Source organism: Streptomyces coeruleofuscus, assembly GCF_039532725.1.
GTDB lineage: Bacteria > Actinomycetota > Actinomycetes > Streptomycetales > Streptomycetaceae > Streptomyces > Streptomyces coeruleofuscus.
Window position 1 is genome coordinate 143,359 of the sequence record NZ_BAAASE010000012.1, and the last position, 24,042, is coordinate 167,400.

Annotated in this window: 21 protein-coding genes; 12 read left to right on the plus strand and 9 right to left on the minus strand. The window is 71.7% G+C overall.

Going from position 1 to position 24,042, the window contains the following annotated elements:
- The first annotated feature begins 78 nt into the window (after nt 1–78).
- The 3 genes from ABFX81_RS35580 to ABFX81_RS35590 all read left to right on the plus strand — a co-directional run bounded on the left by ABFX81_RS35580 (nt 79) and on the right by ABFX81_RS35590 (nt 3,739).
- The gene (locus tag ABFX81_RS35580; RefSeq protein ID WP_086855705.1) at nt 79–516 is read left to right on the plus strand and encodes a transcriptional repressor; all 438 of its coding nucleotides are present in this window, start codon (nt 79–81) and stop codon (nt 514–516) included.
- Between the two features lie 50 nt (nt 517–566).
- Nucleotides 567–2,792, plus strand: coding sequence for a catalase/peroxidase HPI (katG, locus tag ABFX81_RS35585; protein ID WP_346139219.1), 2,226 nt, complete (start codon nt 567–569; stop codon nt 2,790–2,792).
- 164 nt (nt 2,793–2,956) lie between these two features.
- Nucleotides 2,957–3,739 carry a carbonic anhydrase gene (locus tag ABFX81_RS35590; RefSeq protein WP_346139221.1) on the plus strand — a complete coding sequence of 261 codons (783 nt, stop codon included), beginning with the start codon at nt 2,957–2,959 and terminating at the stop codon, nt 3,737–3,739.
- A 59-nt stretch (nt 3,740–3,798) separates the two neighbouring features.
- Here the strand turns inward: ABFX81_RS35590 and ABFX81_RS35595 are convergent, their stop codons facing one another.
- Both ABFX81_RS35595 and ABFX81_RS35600 read right to left on the minus strand, forming a co-directional pair.
- A complete protein-coding gene (locus tag ABFX81_RS35595) occupies nt 3,799–5,232 on the minus strand; it encodes a Tat pathway signal sequence domain protein (RefSeq protein WP_346139222.1) in 1,434 nt (477 codons plus the stop codon).
- A 126-nt stretch (nt 5,233–5,358) separates the two neighbouring features.
- Entirely contained in the window at nt 5,359–7,077 is a 1,719-nt protein-coding gene (locus tag ABFX81_RS35600) for a VanW family protein (RefSeq protein ID WP_086846454.1), read from the minus strand.
- A gap of 219 nt (nt 7,078–7,296) precedes the next feature.
- Here ABFX81_RS35600 and ABFX81_RS35605 point away from each other — a divergent pair, with 219 nt between their 5' ends.
- The 3 genes from ABFX81_RS35605 to ABFX81_RS35615 all read left to right on the plus strand — a co-directional run bounded on the left by ABFX81_RS35605 (nt 7,297) and on the right by ABFX81_RS35615 (nt 10,222).
- Nucleotides 7,297–8,565: a glycosyltransferase gene (locus ABFX81_RS35605; protein ID WP_086846472.1), complete on the plus strand. Its 1,269-nt coding sequence runs from the start codon at nt 7,297–7,299 to the stop codon at nt 8,563–8,565.
- Nucleotides 8,562–9,398, plus strand: a complete 837-nt coding sequence (locus ABFX81_RS35610) for a transferase (protein ID WP_086846456.1) — start codon at nt 8,562–8,564, stop codon at nt 9,396–9,398. The genes ABFX81_RS35605 and ABFX81_RS35610 overlap by 4 nt, the downstream gene beginning before the upstream one ends.
- A gap of 161 nt (nt 9,399–9,559) precedes the next feature.
- Nucleotides 9,560–10,222, plus strand: a complete 663-nt coding sequence (locus ABFX81_RS35615; protein WP_086846458.1) for a YceI family protein — start codon at nt 9,560–9,562, stop codon at nt 10,220–10,222.
- A 26-nt stretch (nt 10,223–10,248) separates the two neighbouring features.
- Here ABFX81_RS35615 and ABFX81_RS35620 read toward each other — a convergent pair whose 3' ends face one another.
- From ABFX81_RS35620 to ABFX81_RS35645, 6 genes are all read right to left on the minus strand, one after another.
- Complete coding sequence (locus ABFX81_RS35620) at nt 10,249–10,749, minus strand: molybdenum cofactor biosysynthesis protein (protein WP_086846460.1); 501 nt, start codon at nt 10,747–10,749, stop codon at nt 10,249–10,251.
- A 57-nt stretch (nt 10,750–10,806) separates the two neighbouring features.
- Nucleotides 10,807–11,817, minus strand: a complete 1,011-nt coding sequence (locus ABFX81_RS35625) for an MASE1 domain-containing protein (RefSeq protein ID WP_086846462.1) — start codon at nt 11,815–11,817, stop codon at nt 10,807–10,809.
- Between the two features lie 51 nt (nt 11,818–11,868).
- Nucleotides 11,869–12,699 (minus strand): SpoIIE family protein phosphatase, encoded by an 831-nt coding sequence (locus tag ABFX81_RS35630; RefSeq protein WP_086846464.1) that lies wholly within the window; start codon nt 12,697–12,699, stop codon nt 11,869–11,871.
- A gap of 85 nt (nt 12,700–12,784) precedes the next feature.
- On the minus strand, nt 12,785–13,570 hold the full coding sequence (locus ABFX81_RS35635) for a DUF817 domain-containing protein (RefSeq protein ID WP_346139223.1): 786 nt from the start codon (nt 13,568–13,570) through the stop codon (nt 12,785–12,787).
- Nucleotides 13,571–13,597: 27 nt separating this feature from the next.
- Entirely contained in the window at nt 13,598–14,227 is a 630-nt protein-coding gene (locus ABFX81_RS35640) for a hypothetical protein (RefSeq protein ID WP_346139224.1), read from the minus strand.
- 19 nt (nt 14,228–14,246) lie between these two features.
- Complete coding sequence (locus ABFX81_RS35645) at nt 14,247–15,245, minus strand: inorganic phosphate transporter (RefSeq protein WP_086846468.1); 999 nt, start codon at nt 15,243–15,245, stop codon at nt 14,247–14,249.
- A 149-nt stretch (nt 15,246–15,394) separates the two neighbouring features.
- On the opposite strand from ABFX81_RS35645, the gene ABFX81_RS35650 reads away from it, so the two are divergent.
- The 6 genes from ABFX81_RS35650 to ABFX81_RS35675 all read left to right on the plus strand — a co-directional run bounded on the left by ABFX81_RS35650 (nt 15,395) and on the right by ABFX81_RS35675 (nt 20,966).
- Complete coding sequence (locus ABFX81_RS35650; protein WP_086846470.1) at nt 15,395–15,994, plus strand: DUF998 domain-containing protein; 600 nt, start codon at nt 15,395–15,397, stop codon at nt 15,992–15,994.
- Nucleotides 15,995–16,041: 47 nt separating this feature from the next.
- Nucleotides 16,042–16,632 carry a P-loop NTPase family protein gene (locus ABFX81_RS35655; RefSeq protein WP_346139242.1) on the plus strand — a complete coding sequence of 197 codons (591 nt, stop codon included), beginning with the start codon at nt 16,042–16,044 and terminating at the stop codon, nt 16,630–16,632.
- A 22-nt stretch (nt 16,633–16,654) separates the two neighbouring features.
- Nucleotides 16,655–18,910 carry a telomere-associated protein Tap gene (tap, locus tag ABFX81_RS35660; protein ID WP_346139225.1) on the plus strand — a complete coding sequence of 752 codons (2,256 nt, stop codon included), beginning with the start codon at nt 16,655–16,657 and terminating at the stop codon, nt 18,908–18,910.
- A gap of 12 nt (nt 18,911–18,922) precedes the next feature.
- On the plus strand, nt 18,923–19,477 hold the full coding sequence (gene tpg, locus ABFX81_RS35665; protein ID WP_346139226.1) for a telomere-protecting terminal protein Tpg: 555 nt from the start codon (nt 18,923–18,925) through the stop codon (nt 19,475–19,477).
- A 76-nt stretch (nt 19,478–19,553) separates the two neighbouring features.
- Entirely contained in the window at nt 19,554–20,423 is an 870-nt protein-coding gene (locus ABFX81_RS35670) for an alpha/beta fold hydrolase (RefSeq protein ID WP_346139227.1), read from the plus strand.
- 189 nt (nt 20,424–20,612) lie between these two features.
- The gene (locus tag ABFX81_RS35675; RefSeq protein ID WP_346139228.1) at nt 20,613–20,966 is read left to right on the plus strand and encodes a hypothetical protein; all 354 of its coding nucleotides are present in this window, start codon (nt 20,613–20,615) and stop codon (nt 20,964–20,966) included.
- A gap of 136 nt (nt 20,967–21,102) precedes the next feature.
- On the opposite strand, the gene ABFX81_RS35680 is transcribed toward ABFX81_RS35675, so the two are convergent.
- A complete protein-coding gene (locus ABFX81_RS35680; protein WP_086855419.1) occupies nt 21,103–24,042 on the minus strand; it encodes a hypothetical protein in 2,940 nt (979 codons plus the stop codon).

Consider the following 24,042-nt stretch of genomic DNA (forward strand, 5'->3'; position numbering starts at 1 on the left):
GGCCGCACCCGCGCGACACCAAAATTGAACCGTTAGTTTTCTTGAACCACTCGTGTTTGTGTGGATAGGTTGTCCGCCATGACCGCATCCCGGACCCCGACCACCGCCGAGGAGCTGCGCGGTGCCGGCCTGAGAGTGACGGCCGCCCGCGTCGCACTGCTCGAGGCCGTGCGGGACGGTGACCACCTCGGCGCCGAGTCGATCGCCTCCGAGGTACGCGGCCGCGTCGGCCACATCTCCGTCCAGGCCGTGTACGAGGGGCTCCACGCACTCACCGCGGCGGGACTCATACGCCGCCTCGATCCACCCGGCAGCCCGGCCCTCTACGAGGGACGGGTCGGCGACAACCACCACCACCTCGTGTGCCGGTCCTGCGGGACCGTCGCCGACGTCGACTGCGCGGTCGGCCACGCCCCCTGCCTGACCGCCTCCGACGACCGCGGCTTCGCCGTCGACGAGGCCGAGGTCATCTACTGGGGCCTGTGCCCCGCCTGCTCCACCGCCCCCAGTTCCTGAGCGACGTGATCCACCCGAGCACCGCGATCCACCCGTCCGGAAGGATTTCCATGACTGAGAACCACGACGCGATCGTCACCGACCCGAAGCAGGAGGAGACGAGCGGCGGCTGCCCCGTGGCCCACGGCCGAGCCCTGCACCCGACCCAGGGCGGCGGCAACCGTCAGTGGTGGCCGGAGCGCCTCAACCTGAAGATCCTTGCCAAGAACCCCGAGGTGGCCAACCCCCTCGGTGGGGAGTTCGACTACGCCGAGGCGTTCCAGTCCCTCGACCTCGCGGCCGTGAAACAGGACATCGCCGAGGTGCTCAGCACCTCGCAGGACTGGTGGCCCGCCGACTTCGGCAACTACGGCCCCCTGATGGTCCGTATGGCCTGGCACAGCGCGGGCACCTACCGCATCAGCGACGGCCGCGGCGGCGCCGGCGCCGGCCAGCAGCGCTTCGCCCCGCTCAACAGCTGGCCGGACAACGGCAACCTGGACAAGGCCCGCCGTCTGCTGTGGCCGGTCAAGAAGAAGTACGGCCAGAGCATCTCCTGGGCCGACCTCATGATCCTCACCGGCAACGTCGCCCTGGAGCAGATGGGCTTCGAGACCTTCGGCTTCGCCGGCGGCCGCGCGGACGTCTGGGAGTCCGAGGAGGACGTCTACTGGGGCCCCGAGACCACCTGGCTCGACGACAAGCGCTACACCGGCGACCGCGAGCTGGAAAACCCGCTCGGCGCGGTCCAGATGGGCCTCATCTACGTCAACCCGGAGGGCCCGAACGGCAACCCGGACCCGATCGCCGCGGCCCGCGACATCCGTGAGACGTTCCGCCGCATGGCGATGAACGACGAGGAGACCGTCGCCCTGATCGCCGGTGGCCACACCTTCGGCAAGACCCACGGCGCGGGCCCGGCCGACCACGTCGGCGCCGACCCCGAGGCCGCCTCCATGGAGGAGCAGGGCCTGGGCTGGCGGAGCACCTACGGCACGGGCAAGGGCGGGGACGCCATCACCTCCGGCCTGGAGGTCACCTGGACCTCGACGCCGACCCAGTGGAGCAACGGGTTCTTCAAGAACCTCTTCGAGTTCGAGTACGAGCTCGAGCAGAGCCCGGCCGGCGCCAACCAGTGGGTGGCGAAGGACGCCCCGGAGATCGTCCCCGACGCGCACGACTCCTCGAAGAAGCACCGCCCGAAGATGCTCACCACCGACCTGGCGCTGCGCTTCGACCCGATCTACGAGCCGATCTCCCGCCGGTTCTACGAGAACCCGCAGGAGTTCGCGGACGCCTTCGCCCGCGCCTGGTTCAAGCTGACCCACCGTGACATGGGCCCGAAGTCGCTGTACCTCGGCCCGGAGGTCCCGGAGGAGACCCTGCTCTGGCAGGACCCGCTGCCCGAGGCCGAGGGCGAGGCCATCGACGCCGAGGACATCGCGACCCTCAAGACCAAGCTGCTGGAGTCGGGTCTGTCCGTCTCCCAGCTGGTGTCCACCGCGTGGGCGTCCGCTTCCACCTTCCGCGGCAGCGACAAGCGCGGCGGTGCCAACGGTGCCCGCATCCGCCTGGAGCCGCAGCGCGGCTGGGAGGTCAACGAGCCCGACGAGCTGGCCCAGGTCCTGCGCGTCCTGGAAGGCATCCAGCAGGAGTTCAACTCCGGCGCCGGTGCCAAGAAGGTCTCCCTGGCCGACCTGATCGTCCTCGGTGGCTCCGCCGCCGTCGAGAAGGCCGCCAAGGAAGCCGGCTTCCAGGTGGAGGTTCCCTTCGCCGCGGGCCGTGTGGACGCGACGCAGGAGCACACCGACGCCGAGTCCTTCGAGGCGCTCGAGCCGACCGCCGACGGGTTCCGCAACTACCTCGGCAAGGGCAACCGCCTGCCGGCCGAGTTCCTGCTGCTCGACAAGGCGAACCTGCTGACCCTGAGCGCCCCCGAGATGACCGTCCTGGTCGGCGGCCTGCGGGTGCTGGGCGCCAACTACCAGCAGTCCCAGCTCGGCGTGCTCACGAAGACGCCCGGTTCGCTGACCAACGACTTCTTCGTCAACCTGCTCGACCTGGGCACGACGTGGAAGTCGACCTCGGAGGACCAGACCACGTTCGAGGGCCGCGACGCCGCCACGGGCGAGGTCAAGTGGGCCGGCAGCCGCGCCGACCTGGTCTTCGGCTCGAACTCCGAGCTGCGCGCGCTCGCCGAGGTCTACGCGAGCGACGACGCGAAGGAGAAGTTCGTGAACGACTTCGTCGCGGCGTGGGTCAAGGTCATGAACCTCGACCGGTTCGACCTGGTCTGATCACACCCGCATGACAGGACGCCCCGGGCCGGCCGGCCCGGGGCGTCCCGCGTCGTCTGAGGGATCGTCAAAGACCGTTCAAGGTAAGAACATCACTTACCCAACTCTCACCATGAAACGGCAAGGAACGCGTCCGCGCCCGGATTCGGGCATACGTTCTGGCCGTGAACACTGATTCCGCTGCCCACAGAGGCGCCGGCCGTGAACCGCACCCCTTCGCCGGTCCACGGCCGACCACAGACGGCCCCGTCCGCCGCACCCTCCTGCGCACCGCACTGACGGGTGCCGCCGCCCTCGGTACGGGCCTCGCCGCCGCCCGACCGGCGACCGCCGCCACCCCCACCCGGAGCGCGCCCCCGCGGCCCGGCACCCCGGACGAGGCCTGGCGGGAACTGGCCGCAGGCAACCGCCGTTGGTGCACCTACCGGGAACGCCACCCGCACGAAACGCCCGCCGTGCGGCGGACCCTGACCACCGCCCAGCACCCCTTCGCGGTCGTCCTCGGCTGCATCGACTCGCGCGTGCCCCCGGAGCTGGTCTTCGACCAGGGCCTGGGCGATCTGATGACCGTCCGCACCGCCGGCGAGGTCCTCGACGAGGCCGTGCTCGGCAGCGTGGCCTACGGCGTGCTGGAGCTCGGCATACCCCTCGTCGTCGTGCTGGGACACCAGTCGTGCGGCGCCGTGCGGGCCGCCGTCGAGGCCGAGGAGTCGGGAGGCCACCTGCCCGCGCACATCCAGTACCTGGCCGACCAGATCAGCCCCGCCATAGACCATGGCGAGGAAGGCGACGCGCGCATCGACGCGACCGTCGACGCCAACGTCCGGCTCGTCCGCTCCAAGCTCGTGGCGGAGCCCGACCTCGCCGCCAGGATCACCACCGGCCGGCTCGGGATCGTCGGCGCCCGCTACGAACTGACCGACCAAAGGGTCCACCGCCTCGCCTGACCCCCCCGCCTGACCCCCCGCCCGGTCCGCCGCACGCGACGGCGGACCGGGCCGCTCCGTCAGGCCCGCAGCGGGTTGTACCGCGCCGCCGCCATCAGGTACCAGGCCGTCGCCCCCGTGTGCCGGTACGGGTAGTAGCCGAAGCCGAACCCGGTGTCCAGCGGACTGCTCGCGGACACCACCCCGGCCCGCTCGGGCAGCGCCTTCCCGCCGACGGTCTGACCTGCGCCCAGCAGCTCCTGGGCCTGCTCGGTCGACGCGAGCAGCCGCCGGGCACGCGCCTCGTCACCACGCTTCCCCCGGTCCCGCAGAGCGAGCGCGAGATGAGCCGTCCCCTCGAACCACACACCGTTGCGGTCGGGTCTGGGCTGGCCCTCCGCGATCGGCGCGTCCTCGTTCGCCACGAGGCTCGCGGAACTGAAGGTGACGCCCTCGTACGACTGCCCCGCAGGCACCGTGCTGTTCGTGCGGCCCGCGTGATCACGGACGGCGAGCTCCGCCGCGGCCCAGTCCAGGGAACGGGCGTACCCACCCGTGCGGGAGCCGAGAGCCAGATGGGTCCAGGTCTGGGTGTCCTCGGGGATCGGGGACTTGTTGACGGTCACCCCGTCGTTGGTGCCGGTGTAGAAGAACGCCCCGGCCGGCTCCCACATCCGCTTCACGAACGCCTCGGCCCGCCCGCGTCGCTCCAGCCACACCCGGTCACCGGTGAGCCGGGCGAGCCGGCCGAAGAGACACACCAGGTCGGTGTTGTGCTCGGTCGAGGTGAACGGCAGCTTCTGATTCGCCCCGTCGACCCCGAACTTGTAGCCGCCGAGCGGCTCGTCGGTACGACCCGTCCGCTCGATCCACTCGCCGATCCGCACGGCACCGGCGAGGAAACGACGCGCCCCGGTACGGCGGGCGAGGGCGCTCAGCGCGATGCCCGCCCAGGCCATGTCGCCCACCGCCGTGCCGGTGAAGCCGAACTGCGTACCGACGTTCGCGGTGCCGTCCGCCCGTACGAAGCCGTCGGGCTGCGGCGAGCCGTCGTAGAAGGTGTACGGCCCGGCGTTGTAGGCCTGCCGGAGCCTGCCGTCGTCGTACGCCGGGTCGTGTGTCTGCGCGTAGAGCAGGGCGTCGCCCAACGCCGTTGCCCTGGCCAGGTTTTCCGGCCTGCGGGCCGCGAGGTGGGCCAGGACCGCCAGGGCGTTGTCGTAGGTGAACGCGGTGCTGAACAGGCCCGCCTGGTCGGTGTAGCTCTGGGTCAGGCGAAGACTGCCGTAATCGGGATAGGCATCCATGGCGGCGGCGAGGAAGGCACGCCCCCGGGCCGGGGCCGACAGCGGGCCGACACGCTCTGAATCCGCGACCCCGTCCCGGCGCGCGGCGCCGTCCGAACCCGCCGCCAGGGCCTGCCCGGAGCCTGCCGCGGCGAACCCCGCGGCGCTGATGCCGAGGCCGGCACCGATGAGCGAACGCCGGCTCAACGCCGGGCCTTGTCTGCCAGTCATGGAACTCCTTTGAGAGCGCTCTCAGCACTGGGCGCTCATTGTGCTGGGGCCCTGGGGGCGGGTCAACGCCCCTGCGGGAAAGGGGATTTCCACGGGCAGGTCACGGGCAGGCGAACGGCGGGCGGATCACTCGCAGACGATCTCGTTCCGCGGCGTGTAGTGCGTACGGAACGGCTCCCGCCTCACTTCCCGGCCGTCGTCGTAGAAGACGCGCTCCACGGTGACGTCGAACCCTTCGAGCGGCGTCTGGGGCACGCACTCCTTGTCGTCGCTCACCTTCTTCTCGGGTTCCTTCACCTCGGTGCGCGGACCCTTGACCGACTTGATCTCGTCGTACTTCCTGGTGCCGAGGAAGGAGACCGTCACGGACGTGTCGGTGGACTCGGCCTGGATGTAGATCGCCTTGCCCGAGTCGTTGGTGAACCGCAGGTCCAGGCTGCCCCAGGCGACCGTCGCCTCGCGGCCCTCCGGGTAGCGCTCGATGTAGAAGGAGTGCGCACCGTGCTCCACGGGCTTGACCCCGGCGAAGAACAGCGCGTTGTACACGGTCGTCGCCACGGCCGAGACACCACCGCCCGAGGCCTTCGTGAACTGGTCGTCGAGGATGATGATGCCCTCGACGAAGCCGTTGGCCTCGGTGCGCTCGCCGACGGTCCGGTTGAAGCTCCACGTCTCCTCCGGCCTGACGAGGGAGCCGTTGATGAGTTCCACGGCCCGGCCGACGTTCTTGGTGCGGTACTCCGCCGGTTCGAAGTGGACGGTGAAGGAGGACATCTCCTCCGTCAGCCCCAGCTCCGCGGCGTTCTCGCGGGTGATCTCGGGCTGGGTCCGGTGCACGGCCACCTCGCCGCTGCGGTCGGCGCCCGACCTGGTGAGCAGCGGCAGTACCGCCTTGCCCAGCGCCTTGTCGGTGACCTCCTGGCCCACCCTGGCGTCCTCGGCGACGACGGCCTTGTCGCCGTCCGGCCGCAGCCTGGCGTTCTCGGCGGTGGTGGTGACGTCGTCCAGGGGGCCGGCCACGGAGGGATCGTCTCGCAGTCCCTCGGCGTCGAGCTCCGGTCTCAGTCTTCCGCTGCGGTCCGGCCGCATCGCCAGGTGCTCGCCCAGCACGGCCTGCCCGACCGTGAACCGCTTGCCGCCCGCGGTGAGCGTGACGGGCGCCGACATGGCCGGCCCGGCGAACGCGCGCACCGCCCGCCGTACCTCGTCGGCCGTGACCTTCGGCCGGGTCTCGCGGGCGGGCAGCGGCGTGACCGCGCGGGTGTCGCCGCGCAGGAAGGAGGAGCGCAGCGGGTCGATCGCGCCGTTCACGTCCAGCGCGTACCCCGTGCGGGGCGCGACCTGCTCGACCCGCCCGTCGTCGAAGGTGACGGCACCCTCCCGGACCTTCTGGTCGAGCCCCTTCGCCAGCCCGCCGAGGGCGGCCCGGGCCTTGTCCTCGTCGAGGCGCACGACCGGCTCGATGTCACCGCCCGAGCGGAAGAACCCGCCGATCACGCTGAATGGATCGGCGCCGGTGCGCGCCGCCCGGTCGACGGTCTCCTGGACGTCGAAGGAGAGCCCGGCACGCCGCGGATCGACCGTGCCCGTACGGTCACCGACCTTCACGGACAGCTTCCGCGCCCCGGCCGCGCCCAGATGCCGCTCCAGTTTCCGCACCGCCTCCGCACGGCTGAGGCCGCCGATCTCCACCCCGCGCACCGTCGTACCGGAGTCGATCTCCCCGCCCGTCAGCATCAGCCCGGCGAGGTACAGCCCGCCCACGCCCACGGCCAGCGCGCCGCCGGCCAGGGCGAGGGGCGGAAGGGACGTGATGCGCGGGACGGAGGTTATTCGGGGGCGCATGGGTCTCCTGGAGATCGATGACGACGGTGCACCCGGTGACGCGACGCTGCTGCGGGCAAACACATCAAGCTATCCACATCCGGGCGGCAAAGCGGTATGGCCCAGACCACTTATGTCCGAGATCACGCCGGAACGGGCTGGTCCGTGCCCATCCCGCCACAGGGCCACAGAGTGATAACGGCGAACAACTGTCCGGTGGTTGGGGCCGTCTACGCCACCATGAAGATCTCTTTCCTGATTCACAACGCCTACGGAATCGGAGGCACGATCACCACCACGTTCAACCTCGCCGGGGCGCTCGCCGAGCGACACGACGTGGAGATCGTCTCCGCGTTACGTCACCGGGAGCACCCCAATCTCGTCCTGGATCCCCGCGTGCGCCTGCGCGCGCTGGTGGACCTGCGCAAGGAGGCGGACCATCCACTGCACCAGAGACCGGCGAAGGTGTTCCCGTCCGCCGAGTACCGCCACCGCCAGTACAGCGAGCTGACCGACCAGCGGATCGGCGAGTGCCTGGAGGCGCTCGATACCGACGTCGTCATCGGCACCCGGCCCGGCCTCAACGTGCACATCGCGCGGCAGGCCCCGCAGCGCGTCCTGCGCGTCGGCCAGGAGCACCTCACCCTCGACAACCACCCGCCCGGACTGCGCACCGCGCTGCGCCGCGCCTACCGCCGCCTCGACGTGATCACCACCGTCACGGAAGCGGACGCCGCCGCCTACCGGCGCAAGATGTGGCTGCCCGGCGTCCACGTCGAGGCCCTCCCGAACAGCGTCCCCGACCCCGCGCTGCCTCCCGCCGACGGCACGGCCAAGATCGTCATCGCCGCCGGGCGGCTCGTTCCGGTGAAGCGCTACGACCTGCTCATCGAGGCGTTCGCCCAGGTCGCCGCCGCCTTCCCGGACTGGCAGCTGCGCATCTACGGCAAGGGCGAGGAGGAACCCAGGCTGCGGGGACTCATCGAACGGCTCCGCCTGTGGAACAACGTGTTCCTGATGGGGGCCGCCACCCCCATGGAGGCCGAATGGGCCAAGGGCTCGATCGGCGCGGCCGCGTCCAACTTCGAGCCGTTCGGCATGACCATCGTCGAGGCGATGCGCTGCGGACTGCCCGTCGTCAGCACCGACTGCCCCTACGGCCCCGGCGAGATCATCCAGGACGGAGCCGACGGCCGGCTGGTGCCGGTCGGCGACGCCGGCGCCCTCGCCTCCGCCCTGCTGGAACTCGTCGGGGACGACGAACGGCGCCGCCGCATGGGCCGCACCGCCCTGGAGAACGCGCGCCGCTTCGCCCCGGGCCCCGTCGTCGCCCAGGCCGAACGCCTCCTGGAGGAGGCCCGAACGGCCCGGAGTACGGGATCGCGGACCACCACTCCGCCGGACCACCGAACCAACAGCGCACTGATCGGCCGGGGCCACGCCGCCCGCGACGCGGCCCACGCCGCGGCCGCCGGCGCACTGCGCGCGATACGCAAGGGACGCCGATGACCACGCACCTCGACACCCACCTGCGCACCCACTGCGCGATCGACCCGGACGGCCGCGTCACCTTCCGTCTCCCGCCGGGCCCGGCCTCCCGTCCCCGGCTGCTGCTCCGGCTGCGCCCCAAGAAGGGCCGCCCCGAGACGACCGTCCACCTCCTCGACCTGGAGCCCGGCCGGGCCGACGGTGAGCTGCACGCCGTACTGGAACCGGACCCGGCCCTCGACGAAGGCCGCTGGGACCTGTACCTGCTGCCGGAACCGGAAGCCGAACGACAGCGGCTGCGCCCCGGCCTCAGAGACCTGCGCGCCCTCGTCGACGGCCACCTCCGCGACCGGCCCTCACCGGTCGCCGTCAGAATCCCGTACGTCACGAAGGACGGCTTCCTCGCACTCAGGGCTTGGCGGCGCACCGCCCACGCGGAGGCCCGCGCCATCGACGTCACGGAACAGGCCATGACGGTCGAGGCCCGCCTGCACGGTGCCGAGCTCCACGAGGACGCCACCGTACGGCTGCGCCTGCGGGGGAGCGACACCGTACGGGACCTCCACCCCCGGATCGACGACGACGCCAGAGGCTTCTCGTTCACGGCCGGGCCCGAGGACCTGACGGATGGCACAGCGGCCCCCGGCCGGATCTGGGACGCCTTCGTCCGGCCCACCGCCGACGCGCCGCCGATCCGGATCGGCAGGCTCCTCGACGACGTGGCGGACCGCAAACACGTCTTCGTCTATCCGGCGCTCACGGCGGGCGGATCCTCCTTGCGCCCCTATTACACCGTCGACAACGATCTCGCGATCGAGGTGACTCCGGCCGAATCGCCGATATGCCCGAAATGAAAAAACCGGGACCCCCGGATGGTTATTTCGTCGGTACATCGCGACAGGCATGTGTGGATTCTGTGCAAAGCGGCGGCAAAAAGGTCAGAGGCTCGTCCACAACGGCCCTGAACGCGAAGGGGACTTGCGGCAATAACCAAACTCAAGTACCTAGATGAATCATGAACCTGTTCAACCGCGTGGTGCCGTCCCGCCGGCAGGCACCGCCAGTCCCCCCACAGCGTCCCGCAGGCGCACCGGCTTCCCCCACCGCCGTCCTGCCCGACCCCGACCTGGTGAATCTCACCGGCGAATGGGTCGTCGACCCTGCTCACAGCCGGATCGGCTTCTCCGTCCGGCATGCCATGGTGACCACCGTGCGCGGTTGTTTCCTGGAGTACGAAAGCCGCCTCTACTTCGACGCGCGCAACCCCGCTCGGTCACGGGCCGATCTCACACTGTTCACCTCCAGCGTCGACACCGGAGTGGAACAACGCGACGCCCACCTGGTCGGCCGTGACTTCCTGGATGCCGCGGCCTATCCGCGTATGCGTTTCACCAGCACCGCGGTGGAACAGGCGGGCAGCGACCTCTATCGCATGTCGGGCGACCTCACCATCAAAGGCATATCGCGGCCGGTCGTACTGGAGTTGACCTACATCGGACACGTCACCGACCCCTTCGGATACGAAAGGGTCGGATTCGACGGCACCACCACCATCAACCGCTCCGACTGGGGCCTGACCTACAACAGCAGGCTGGCCGAGGGAGGCGCGATGGTGAGCGAGAAGGTGCGCCTGCAACTCGACATCGCCGCCATCCGCACGGCCCCCGGGGCCGGCTGAACCCGTGCCGGGCGCGGGGACACGCCTCAGGGCCCGGCGTCGTCGGGCCCGGTCACGACGCGGAACGTCGCCGGGCCCAGCGTGATCACCCCGTCGCTCAGCGGCGTGCACCGCACACCGCCCCGCCCGCGCAGGGCGCGCTGTGCGCCGGGGCCGATGGTCACGTCCATCCAGGCACAGGGCCGGGCCGGCCGGTTCACGGCGAACACCACCGGCCCGGTGCCGCAATCGAGGGCGATCGTCGAGCCGACGCAGGAGTCGATGTCGACACCTCTGAGCAGGACGTTGCGGCGGGTGTGCCGGAGGTCGGCCTCGGCCGGGAGGTTCTCCCAGGCCATGAGGGTCACCGCCGCGTTCCGGTGGGCGGGCCGGGCGTAGTAGCGGTCGCCGACCAGCCCCAGACCGCGGCGTACCTCCACCTGGGGGACGCGCTCGTCGGACGGGCCGGGGGAGGGGCCGTCCGACGGCCGTCCGGCAAGCCGGTGCGCGGGCGACACCAGCAGTTGCAGCACCTCCACCTCGGTCATGGCGTCAACCGCACGCCTCGGCACTCACCGCCCGGCGGGCTCGTCGGAGGCGTACGGTCACTCGTCCTGCCTCCGCCCGAGCCCGCCGTCCTCCAGGGAGGCGCGGCCGTCCGCCGACTCGCCCGCGGTGAGGTGCTCCAGGACCTCGACCAGCTCCTGGCAGGCGCGCTGCACCGAACGCCGGGTGTTGATCTGCTCGGTGATCACGGCCGACAGGATCAGGGCCGTCAGCGCCATCGCCCCGTTGAACGCCTGGAGCTTGATCATCACTTCGACCCTGGTCAACTGCTCGAACGGCCCGGACCGGTCGGTAGCCGCCACCGTGGCCATGACCGACGCGAAGAGGGCGCACAGCATGCTGCCGGCCAGTTGGAAGCGCAGAGCCGCCCAGATCAGCAGGGGATAGATGAGAAAGAGCAGACTGACCGGGCTGTGCGCGGCAAGCGGAACGACACAGCAGATGATCAGCGCGAGGCCCACGGCCTCCTTCCAGCGCGACAGACGCAGCGGCGGGCGCACGCGGAACAGCAGGAGCAGAACGGGGGTGACGATCAGCACGCCCATCGCGTCCCCGACCCACCAGGCCAGCCACACGGCCCAGAAACTCGCCCAGTCGAGCTTGCCGGTGACGAGCAGGAGACCGGCGCCCGCGGTCGAGCTGATCAGCATGGCGGTGAACGCGCCCAGGAACACCAGGGCGAGGCCGTCCCGCAGCCGTGCCAGATCGGTACGGAAACCGGCCCGGCGCAGCAGCAGGTACCCGACGACGGGTGCGGCCGTGTTGCCCGCCAGGACGCCGAGGGCTGACGGCGTCAGGGAGGTGAGGGACAGGATGACGAAGAAGGCGCCCAGGGCGATCCCCGGCCAGCAGCGCAGCCCGAGGACCAGCAGGAAGGCGACGGAGACTCCGGTGGGAGGCCAGATGGGGGTGACGACCGAGCCCTCGACGACCAGTTCCCGCAGCAGGCCCAGCTGCCCCGAGGCGTAGTAGCAGGCGGCGACAGCCAGCGTCTGCAGAGCGACGACGACCGGCGTACGCAGATCCCGGCTATCCACCACAGCAGCCATGAGACACCGAGGCCACCGCGACGGCGAGGCGAGAGCGGGGGCCCTGCGGCCCTATGGCTGAGCCCCCGGTCCGTCGAGGCCGACCACCAGCACGGCGGCGTCGTCGTCGTGCCCCACGAGCTCGGCACCCTTGATCAGGGCGGCCGCGAGCGCGTCCACGTCCATGCCCGCCACCGCCGCGATGCCCGCGAGCCGCATCGCCTGGTCCAGGCCCTCCTCGAGCGGCAGCGAGGGCCCCTCCACGACACCGTCCGTGAGCAGCACGAACACGCCGCCCGTGGTCAGCTCGTACCGGGTCACCGGATACGGCATCCCCGCCTGGACCCCCAGGGGCGGCCCGCCCTCGTCCGCGGTGACGCCCGACTTACCGTTCGCCGTGGCCCAGACGCACGGCAGGTGCCCGGCCCGCGCGCTCTCCAGTACCCCGGCACACGGGTCGAGCCGCATGAAGGTGCAGGTGGCGAACAGATCGGAGCCCAGGGACAGCAGCAGATCGTTGGTCCGGGCCAGGACTTCCCCCGGATCGCTGGTGACCGAGGCCAGGGCCCGCAGCCCCGCCCGCACCTGCCCCATGAAGGCGGCCGCCTCGATGTTGTGCCCCTGGACGTCACCGATGGACAGCCCGATCCGGCCGTCTCCCAGCGTGAACGCGTCGTACCAGTCGCCGCCCACGTTGAGCCCCTGGCACGCGGGGGCGTACCGCACGGCGAGATGCAGCCGGCTCGCCACGGGCAGGTCGCGCGGGAGCATGCCGCGCTGAAGCGCGATGGCCAGCTCGACCCGTGACCGCTGCATCTCGGCCTGTGCGCGTGCCTGGGCCGTCAGGGCCTCGAGCCTGGTCAGCAGCTCGTCTCCGTCGTCCGTCGTGCCGGTGCGGGACATTGATCACTCCGGCGAGGATGGCCACGGTCGGTGACGACCCTCGAAGGAAAATCAGCCAATTCATGTCCATAGGATGATATGCGGATCAAGGCCCGGGGCGCCGCCCGACCGCCGCCAGGACGAAGGTGACGCTGATCAGCAACGCCCAGGCACCGAACTTCGCCACCCCCACCGGCTCCCAGCCGTGCTCCTGGTACGGGTAGCGCCAGGCACCGACGAAGGTGGCGAGGTTCTCCGCCACCCACAGGAAGAACCCGATCAGGACGAACGACAGGGCCAACGGCATCCGCCGGCGCACACCCCACACCGTGAAGCGCACCGACGTTCCCGCGGTGACGGCCAGCAGCAGTCCCGCCAGCACCCAGCGCGCGTCGGGCAGCCAGTGGTGACTGAAGAAGTTGACGTAGATGGCCGCGGCCACCACCGCCGTCGCCCGCGGCCGGTAGCGCACCAGCTCGAGATCGAACAGGCGCCAGGCCCGGCACACGTAGCTGCCGACGGCCGCGTACAGAAACCCGCCGTACAGCGGAACACCGGCGAACTTCAGCACGCCCGGCTCCGGGTAGCTCCACGAACCGAGCGACACCTTCACCAGTTCGAAGGCCAGTCCGATGACGTGACAGACCGCGATGACGGCGACGTCCCGCCCGTTCTCCCAGCCGCGCAGCCAGAACACCAGCGTGAGCAGCACGCCGTAGACCACCAGCAGGTCGTAGCGCGCCACGGGAAGGTCGGGCAGCAGGGCGGACACGGCCACACCGGACAGCAGCGCGATGGCGAACGCGCACGCCCGGGTCTGCGTCCAGGCGAAGTCGAGCACCTGCCGAACCGGCGCGGCCCAGGGGCCGGAGAAGCTCGTTGTAGGGATCATGGTGCCCTGTAGGACGGGCCCGTGCCCCTACCGGTTGCAGCGCTCTTCCGCCGTCGGCACCCGCCCGCCCGGGGCCACGCCGTCCCGGGCTTCGGTCACGGCATTGCGCAGCAGCCGGGCGAGACGCTGATCCGCGTCCGGCGCGGCGCACAGCGCCCGCAGAGCGTGTTCGAGGTGCCGCCGCCCCGGCCCACGCCACCACAACAGATCGGCGACACGCCCCGGCAGCCCGCCCGCGCGGACGTGAGCAAGCCTCTCGCCCCGCCGGCGGCAGGCACGGCCGTGCCGCGCCAGACGCCGGGAAGCGGGACGCAGTACGCGCGCCTCATCCACGACCGCGCCGACGAGCCGAGGGGCGTACGCCCGGTCGGCGGGACGGGCGTCGGCGAGCTCGGCCGCCAGCGGCCACAGGGCATGCCGGGTGGCGTCACCGACGCTGTCGTTGACCACGCGGGCCAGAGCCGCGAGCACCGGATGCGTACGGGCCGGGCTGTCGGTGAACCGGTCACCGGCCAGCATGGCGGCGGCCTCCATCAGACAGGCACCGTCGTCGGGGTGCAGATGCGCGAAACGCCCGGGCACCGGGAGACCGTCCGGAAGTCCGGCGGGGGACTCGCGGTGCGGCGGGTCCGGCGTGTGCGGCGGAAAGGCGATCATGTGGGCCTCCGGGCTGGGATCACAGACCGGTGACGGCGTGCAGAACGAGGTAGATCGCGGCGGCGGGGATCCCGGCGCCGAAGAACGTGAGCACCCAGGCGGTGACGATGGAGCGGGCCACTTGCCAGCGTACGGCCGAGGCGCGCCGGGTGGCACCGGCACCCAGGATGGCCGCGGTGATCGTCTGCGTGGTGGAGATCGGCGCCTTCACCAGGAACGCGGTGGTGTAGAGGACGGCCGCGGCAGCGGTCTCGGCGGCGAACCCGCGCGGCGGGTCGAGGTGGACGATGCGCCGGCCGAGGGTGGTGATGATGCGACGCCCGCCGCTGTAGGTGCCGGCGGCCATGGCGGCCGCCACGGCGGCGATCACCCAGATCGGAACCGAGAAGTCGTCCTGCCAGCCCGCCGTGACCAGGGCGAGCACGATGACGCCCATGGTCTTCTGCGCGTCCTGCAAGCCGTGCCCCAGCCCCATCGCGGCGGCCGAGACGGTCTGTGCCATACGGAACCGGCGCATGATCCGCCGGGGCGTCGAACGACGGAACAGCCACAGGATGGTCACGTGCAGCGTGTAGCCGAGAGCCACACCGACCAGCGGGGAGAACAGCATCGGCAGGACGACCTTGTCCACGATCCCTGACCAGTGCACGGTCGCGGACGCGGCGAGCGCGGCACCGACCAGCCCGCCGATCAGAGCGTGCGAGGACGAGGTCGGCAGCCCCCGCCACCAGGTGAACACGTTCCACCCGATGGCCCCGATGAGCGCGCACAGGACCAGCAGCAGACCCGAGTCGTCCTCGGGTGCGGCGATGATGCCGCTGCCGACGGTCTGGGCGACCTCGGTCCCGAGGAAGGCGCCGCAGAAGTTCATCACCGCGGCCATCATGAGTGCCACGCGCGGGGTCAGGGCTCTGGTGGAGATCGAGGTGGCGATCGCGTTCGCGGCGTCGTGGAAGCCGTTGGTGAAGTCGAACGTCAGTCCCACAATGATGATCAGCACCACCAGGGTGAGCTCCATGACCGATCACCTTTCCGCGGGCAGAGCACCGGACCGCCACAGGCGCCGTCGGCGCACGGAATCCATCGTGCCGCGAAACCCTCGGACGGACCCGCCCGAAGCGGCGGTAGTGGGACGGGAGGAGCGGATGATCCGTTTACGGTGTTCCGGTGCGATCTGTCCCGAAATGGGCCCTGCTGTCGTCGGCGTGCGCTCCTGCCGTGCTGATCATCGGCTGGATGGTGGCGGCGGCACTGCAAGGCCCCGCCTACGACCCGGCCGCTCAGACGATCAGCGTCCTGGCGGCCCCCGGAGGTTCCGGCTACTGGGTGATGACAGGCGCGTTCATCGCCCTGGGCACCTGCCACCTGCTCACTGCCTGGGGGCTGCGCCCGGCCGCTGCCCCCGGCCGGGTGGCGCTGGCGGCCGGGGGAGCGTCCGCCCTGGTGGTGGCCCTGGTCCCGGCGCCGAGCAGCGGCGGCTCCCTGAGCCATGGCTCGGTCGCCGTCATCGGCTTCATCGTCCTTGCGGCCTGGCCGGTCCTGGCCGCCAGGACCGGCGACAGCGTCCCCTGGGCCCTGCGGCCCTTACCCTCCCTGGGAGCCACCGCGGTGATGGCGGTGGGCGCGGCATGGTTCCTGCTCGAACTGCACCTGCACGGCGTCGCCGGTGTGGCGGAACGCGCGGTCACGACTCTCCAGTCGGTCTGGCCCTTCGTGGTAGCCCTCTCCTGCCTGCGCCACTCCGCACGCGCGGCGCCCCCGGGTTGACGGCCCGGGTCCCCTACGGAGCGGCCGTCGATAGGGTGACCGCCGTGATGGTCGGCAGCGAGGAAACCCGGCTGGTCGTTCTGCGCGGCAACAGCGCCTCGGGCAAGTCGTCCGTCGCGGCCGGTCTGCGCGAGGAGTTCGGCCGCGGCCTGGCCCTGGTCGCCCAGGACAACCTCCGCCGCGTCGTGCTGCGCGAACACGACGTGCCCGGTGCCGCGAACATCGGCCTGATCGACACCGTGGCGCGCTACGCCCTGGACGCCGGGTTCCACGTCGTCGTCGAAGGCATCCTCTACGCCGACCGCTACGGCGACATGCTCGGCCGGCTGGGTGCCGACCACCGCGGCGCGACCCACCACTACTACCTGGACGTACCGTTCGACGAAACCCTCGCCCGGCACGCCACCAAGCCGATCGCCGACGAAGTGGACGAGACGCAGCTGCGCGACTGGTACCGGCCGCTCGACCCGCTGCCCGGCGGGGTCGAGACGCTCATCGGCGCCGACAGCTCCCTCGCAGCGACCGTCGACCGCATCATGTGCGACACCGGCATGCGCCGTCAGGCAGAGACCGCGCGAGGCGTCCACACGGACGCCGTACGTACGCGCTTCGTACGCGAAACCGACGCTCCACGCTAGGGTGGCGAGTCGGAGGTGCCCGATGTCCGAGCTGTTCGACGCGGTCGACGCCCTGGTCGCGTCCCGCTCCCCGCTGCCGCCCCCGGCGGAACGCAAGCGGCTGCGGCAGGCCCACGGCCTGACGCTGGACGAGGTGGCCGCCGCTCTGCAAGTACGGCGCGCGACGGTCAGCGGCTGGGAGGCCGGCAAGACCGAACCGCGCCCGCCGGAGCGCGACGCGTACGCCCGCCTGCTGAAGCAGCTCGCCCGGCTCTACCCCGTCACCGACACCGCGGTGCCCCCGAAGGACACGTCGGTTCCTCAGACGCCTGCCGCCCCTGCCCCCGCCGTGCCGACGCCATCGGCAGCCGAACCGCCCCGAGCCGCCCGCACAGGACCGACGGACCCGACCCCGGCGGCTCCTCCCGGGAACGCCGCACCTCGGCCCACCGGTCCGGCCGCCGTGCCGCGTCCGGCGGCCGGGGCCACGACCAGGCCGTCGTCGACGCCGCGCCGCCCCGGCACCAAGAAGGCGGCCCCGGCGGACCCCCCGCCCACCGACACCGACCCGCGGTTCGCGAACGGCCCGCTGCTCGTCATCGACGCCGACGACGGCTCGCAGGTGACCGGCTACGGCATCGGCGGCCTGGTCCTCGACGTGCCCGCCAAGTCACTCCCCGCGCTGGTGGAGTGGACGCTGAAGGAGGCCCAGCTCGGGGCCGGCAGGCTGCACGGCTCCGGCAAGGACGCCGACCCGCTGCTCGTCCTCACCGAGGCCGCGTGCGAGCGGTACGGGCTCCCGGTGGAGCTGTCGGACGCCGAGCGGCTCGCCGGACGCCTCCCGGACGGCCACAAGATCCTCAGGCAACTGGACCGGGCCGACTGGCGGCTGACCAAGCGGGGCTTCGGGCCGTGGGCGCGGATCTACCGCCCCGCCCAGGGCCGGCAGCGCCAGTGCGTGCAACTGTGCATCCCCTCGTGGAACGCGCTCGACGCCCGCACCTGGGGCCACGCCGCACAGCTCGAACCGCCGGAACTCGCCCGCGTGCTGGGCACCTACGCGGCCCGCGTGATGACGCCGCGCGGCTCCACGGCCGTCACCGGCCTGGAGCTGATGACCGCCCTCAATCCGCCGACCCGGGCGAGCGAGGCGGACGAGACGGGCAAGCGGCACAAGGAACACCGGCCCGGCTCGCTGGGCGAGCACCCGATCGACTGCGCCCCGTGCGAGGCCCCGGACGGGCATCCACTGCTCGCCGGTCTGCCCCGCTTCCACCAGCGGGGCCCGGACGAGATGCTGTTCGAGGAGGCGTACGACTGGGCGCGCGAGCTCACCGACGCCGAGTGCATGCGGCGGTACCTGATCGGCATCGACGTCAACCTCGCCTTCGGCGCCGCCGCCAACGGAGCCGTCGTCGGCCTGGCGACGCCGCCCATGCACCTCACCCACCCCGCTTTCGACCCGACGCTGCCCGGGGCATGGCTGGTCGACCTCTCGCACGTCGACCTCTCCCGCGTCCTGGTCGGCAAGCAGTGGCGCCGGCTGGAGGGCGCGCTGCTGCCCAGCCCCTTCACGCCGACCGGCGAGCGCCCGCAGGGCCCGGCCTGGTACGCGACTCCGACGGTGGCGTACGCGGTGGAGCTCGGCTACGACGTCGCCCCGGCCGAGGCCTGGGTGAGGGAGGACAGGGGCAGGTTCCTGGACGGCTGGTACAAGCGGCTGCGCAACGCGTACGTCGACACCATGGCGGACCTGGGCGTGGGCGAGAAGCTGCGCACCCCGGAGTTCCTGACGGCGATGGACGGCTACAGGCAGCGCGATCCCGAGATGGCGATCGTGCTGGACGCGATCAAGTCCACGGTGAAGGGCGGCATCGGCAAGCTGCGCGAACGGGCGCGTGGCGGCGGCTGGAAGCCCGGGCAGCCCTGGCCCGCCCTCTCCCGCCCGACATGGCGGCCCGACATCCGCGCCGTCGTCATCTCCCGGGCCCGGATCAACATGCACCGCAAGATGCTCAACCTGGCCGTGGCAACCGGCCAGTACCCGGTGGCGGTCCTGTCGGACTGCGCCGTCTACGCCGCCGACGGTCCCAGCCCGCTCCACGTCCTGCCGTACGACGCCGACGACAAGACCGTGCCCGGCAGCTTCCGGCTCGGAGTGTCGCCGGGGATGGTCAAGCACGAGGGCACCCAGACCACTCTGTGGGCCGAAGCGGTGCGGGAGAAACACGGACAGGTCCTCAACCTCGCCCGCTACATCAAGACCGGTGAGGTCACGGCCAAGGACGACGGGGAGTAGGGGAGCGAGCCGATGGACACGGTCGGGGACGGTCTCGACGCCGCGCTGCGGAAGGCGTTCACACGCCCGATCCCCAGGAGCGCGGGTGCGCAGATGCGCTACCTGGTCAGGCAGCTCAAGGGCACCAGGCCGGTGGCCGAGTTGCTCGGCATCACGCAGCGCACCGTCGAACGGTACGTGAAGGACCAGATCAAAAAGCCCCGTGCCGACCTCGCGCAGCGCATGGAGCGCGAGGTCACGGTGCGGTGGCAGCCCCAGATCCGGGCCAGGGCCAAACAGACGGCGGCCACCACGGACGGCATCGTCATCGACACCCGGGCCCGGTTCGGTTACACCGCCGCGCCCGGCACCACCGACGACGCCCGGCTGCGCCATCTCACCGTCGCTCTGCCCCCGCAGTACGCCGCCCGCCTCTTCGAGGCCAAGGAGGCCGGCGGCACGGAACAGCAACTGCGGAACATCGCGGCCGAGGCACTGGGCGAGGTGTACTTCCGCGACAACGGCCGCCGCGCCCAGGGCCTCGAAGTCGAGTTCACCGACGTGGAGCACCTCGAGTTCGACCTCTGACCGTCGACGGCCTTCGCGCTCCCGGCGATCTTTAATCCGGTGCTCGACCCGCTGTGTGCCCCTACAGTGCAACCCGATGACACTCCTACATGTCCATGACTACGGGGGCGATGGCCCTCAACTGGTTCTGCTGCACGGCTTCTCACGGTCGCTCGCCGACTGGGACGCCGCCGCCACCCTCCTCGCCGCCGGGCACCGCGTCCTCTCCGTAGACCTCCCCGGCCACGGTCGCTCTCCCGACATCTCCTCCTGGACCATGCCCGCCGTCGTACGGCACGTCGCGGACACGCTCGACGCGCATGGCGTGCCGGAGGCCGTCCTGGTGGGCCATTCACTCGGCGGAATGGTCGCGGTCGAGTACGCCCGGGCGAAGCCGAACCGTGCCCGTGCCCGTGCCGCCGTGAATCTCGACGGCTTCTGGTGGGGACGCGAGTACCCCGGAGCCGACCGGGTGGGTGAGGCGCTGCTGGCGTCGTCCGGGGCCGTCGCGCCACCCGAGTACATCGAAGAGAAGGCCGTCAACGACTCTGCCCGGCTGGGGATTCCCGCCGGTCGTGCGGAGGCCGCGGCCCGTGCGGCCGCACGCCTCTTGCCCGACGGCACGTGGCAGACGCTTCCGGAACGGGCGACGGCGCTGGAGATCCGCGACGAACTCCACGAGCTCGGCGCGCTCGGTGTCACCACATGGCTGGACGGAGCCGACTGCCCGCTGCTCCTGGTGCAGGCCGGCCGGCGGCTGCCGCCGGCGCCAGGTCTGGAGTGGTTCGACGATTTCAGCACCCGGTTCGGACAGGAGGTCTCCGACGAACTGGCCACGCTCTCCCGCACCCGGCCGACGATCACCGTCAGCCGGATCGACGCCACCCACGCCATGAACCTGGAGGCCCCGGAAGCGGTGGCGACGCTGGTCTCCGACTACGTTCGAGGACTGCTTCAACCGTCGTGACAACAGCCGGTGAGCCTCACTGGCGGATCTCTCGGCCCACTCGGCGGTGCCGGCCGGGCATTTCTCGGAGGTGTAACACGACGGTGCTCGCACGGCGCAGAGGTAAGCAGAAACAGGCCAGTCCGCGGCTGAATCTCACCGCCTCGGGCGGCCCTTGTCGACATCGCGCACGCGAGATTGGAATATTTCGTGAACGGCACCGACCCGGTTTCCGGATATCAGACCTACGACCAGGCCCCGGGCCCTGGCCGCCCCGAGCGCAACCAGGACACCGCGCGGCGGATAGGCCTCGCCACCTGCACGATCGCCGACATCGCGGCCGGACTGCTGGGTCTGTGGATCGTGCTTTACCTGCTCGACGCGAACCAAGCGAATCCCTTCGTCGAGTTCGTCCACGGAATGGCGGACTGGCTGTCCGGATGGGCACAGGACATTTTCACCATGGACACAGAGGGTCTACGTGTCGTCCTTAATTACGGCCTCCCCGCGGTCATTTATTTGCTGATCGGCCACGGAATCGCCGCCCGGCTCAACCGGGCCTGATCCATGGCGCGGGCTCGTGCAGAGTGCCCGCCGCAGTGCCTCGTCGAGGAGACTTCGTACCTGCAATGGCCGGTTCAGGAGCAGGCGGCGTCCCCGGTGCCGAGGCGAGAGCCCACCCCGGCACCGGGACGCCGTGTCACTCCTCGTCGCGCAGGCGGGCCGCCAAGGAGGTCAGCGGCTCGGTCTCGTCGGTGTGCCCCAGGGCAGTGAGGCGGGCGACCGCCGCGTCCAGGCGGGTGAGGGCGGGGGCGGGGCGCTCCAGATAGATGCCTTCCACGGCACCCGTGAGCCGGACGCACTCGGCCCATTCCCCGGCGTGGTCCTGGTCCGCTCCCGGCTCGCCGAGCAGGGCGAGGGCCTTCTCCAAGGCGGCCAGGGCGTCCTCGTACGCACCGGCGTAGGCGTTGACCCGCCCGTGCTCGTAGGCCAGGGCCGAGTCCAGGGAACGGCCGCGGGCCTCGTACCCGGCGGCGCGGGCCTCATCGGCGACGCGGCCGGCGTCGGCGAGGAAGGCGAGCGCGTCGGCCAGACCGTCGGGGCCCTGCTGCTGGCCCTGAAGCCGGGCGAGTTCGCGCAGGCAGTTGCTGAGCTGCTCGTAGCGCGGGTCCCGGGCGTGGGCGGCGAGTGCCTGCTCCGCGGCTTCGCGGGCCCGGCCGAACTCGCCGGACTCGCCGAGGAGTACGGCGGTCTCCGCGGCGATCATGGCGTGGCTTCCCGGGTCGTCGTCCCAGCCGGCCGACTCGGCCGCCAGGGCGACGAACTCCGCCGTGGCGGCCTTGAGGTCGTCCCCCGCGTGGAGCGCGCGGGCGCGGGTCAGGCGCAGCTGGGCGACGAGCCGGTCGTCCAGTTCTCCCGCGGTGACGTCCGGTTCGGCCAGGAGGGAGTCGAGCAGAGCGATGCAGTCCTCGACGCGGCCGAGGTCGAGACTCAACTGGGCCGCGTTGCTGTAGGTGCAGAACGCGTCGATCCGGCTGCCGTGGCGAAGGTCCAACTCCGCCGAGCGCGTCAGGTGCCGCAAGGCCTCGTCGGGACGCCCCAGGAACATGCAGGCCTGGGCCAGATCGCCGTGGAGGCGGGCGGCGTCGACCGCGTCGGCCGGCCAGTCGGCGGCCAGCCGTAGGCCTTCGGTCAGGTCCGCGTGCGCGGCCTGCGCGTCCTGGAGGCCGAGCTGGAGCCGGCCCCGCAGCCCGAGCGTACGGGGCAGGTGCCAGGCGGGGCCGTGCGCCTTCAACCGGTCGAGGAGGGTGTCGATCTCGGCGACCGCGGCGGGCAGGTCGCCGGAGAGGGCGTACGTGCTGGCTCGCAGGAGCAGGGCGCCGGAGATCTGCCCGCCGACGTCGTGCCGGGTGGCGAACGCGTGCAGCAGTTCCACCTCGGCGAGGACCGGCGCGACGTGCTCCTGGCTCCCCGAGGTCTGGAGGCGCAGGCCGAGCGCGGTCGCCCGCATCCGCAGCAGGCGGGCCTCCAGGTGCGGGGCGAGGCCGGCCGTCTCCTCGTGCAGGCGGACGATGGAGGCGTGCGCGGCGGTGAGCGCTGCGGCCTTCGTCTCGATCGCGTCGGCGCCCTCCACCGGGACCTCGGCGCTGGCGAGCAGGGCACTGGCGCGGGCGAGCGCCGCCCGACCGGGCAGTCCGGCGTCGTCGTACAGGCCCGCGGCCTCCTCGTAGAGGTCGGCGGCGACGGCGAAATCGTCCTTGTCGCCGGCCCGGCTCGCCTCGTCGGCCAGCAGTTCCGCGCGCAGCCGCACGAGCGGGCCCACGGCCGGGTCGTCAGGGTGGGTGTAGTCGCGGGCGGCGACGAGCGTGCGCAGCCGCGCCCAGCAGGCCACTGCGTCCGGGTGGCCCTGCTCGTCCAACGCCCGTGCCCGGGCGATGAGTTCGGGTACCGACTCCGGTACGGGGGCGGCCGTACGGGCGGCCGGCGCGGTAACCGGGGCGGCCGGGGCCACGTCGTCGAGGCTGCGGGGGCGCAGGGTCAGTTCCAGCGCGTCCAGGAGCGGGGCACGGTCCAGGCGGGCCCTGCGGCGGTCGGTGTGGGCCGTGGTTCCGTTGCGGGCGTCGAAGCGGGCGGCGAGGTCGTCGGCGCGGCCGCGCACCTCGGCGCGCAGTCCGGCCACCGTCCAGGTGCGGCCCGCGAACCCCGCGGCCGGCAGTTCGCCGTGGCCGAGGAGCTCGACGCGCTGGAGGAGGACCTCCACGCCGGTGAGGAAGCCGAGCAGGTCCAGCGGCGAGTCGACCTCCCCGAACAGGCTCCGGTTCTCGGCGAGCAGCTCCAGGCCGCGTGCCTCGTTGCCGGTCAGCGCGCAGAACTCCAGGTGCCGGCCGACCTCCTGGGCCATCGAGGGGTTGCGGCGGCAGCCGCGGTAGCCGGCGAGGTGCAGTTCGCGGGCCCGGTCGGTGCGGCCGGTGCGCAGCAGGGGCAGCAGCGCGTACGACACGGAGCGGGTCGGCTCCTCCCGGCAGGACTCCTTCCCGGCCAGGACGGGCTCCCAGGTGCGCAGCGCCCGCTCGTCGTCGCCCGCCGTCAGGTGGTACAGGGCGCGCTCGCAGATCTCGCAGGCCTCGCAGTCGCTGAGCCGGGTGCGGGTACGGGCCGCCCACAGCTCGTAGGCGTGGGTGGTGTCCTCGCCGACATGGGCGGCGAGCTGGTAGGCCTGCCCGTAGTACGGCTGGAGGCCGAGGTCGGCCTTCTCGTACCGGTCGCGCATCTCCGTGAGCCACTGGCGCAGACTGGCCAGCGGTACCTCGGGCAGCTGGCGCAGGGCGTGGGCCACCCACTTGAACCGCCAGAACAGCATGTGGCGCAGGCGCTCGTCGAAGACGTCGGGCTGCTCGTCGAACAGGGTGAGCAGACGGGCGAAGACGACGGGCGACTTGCGGGGTTCGGCACCGTAGGTGTACGCCTCCTGGAGTTCGAGGAGCGCGTGGACGAGCGGGACGGGCTCCGCGAACTGCTCGGCGGCGTCGACCAGTTCCTCGGCGGTGACGGTGCGGGTGCGGCCGTAGGGGCGCCGGTCGTTCTCCTGGAGCGCCTGGTACAGCTCGTCCGTGCTCTGGGGATGGGGTGCGGTAGGCAT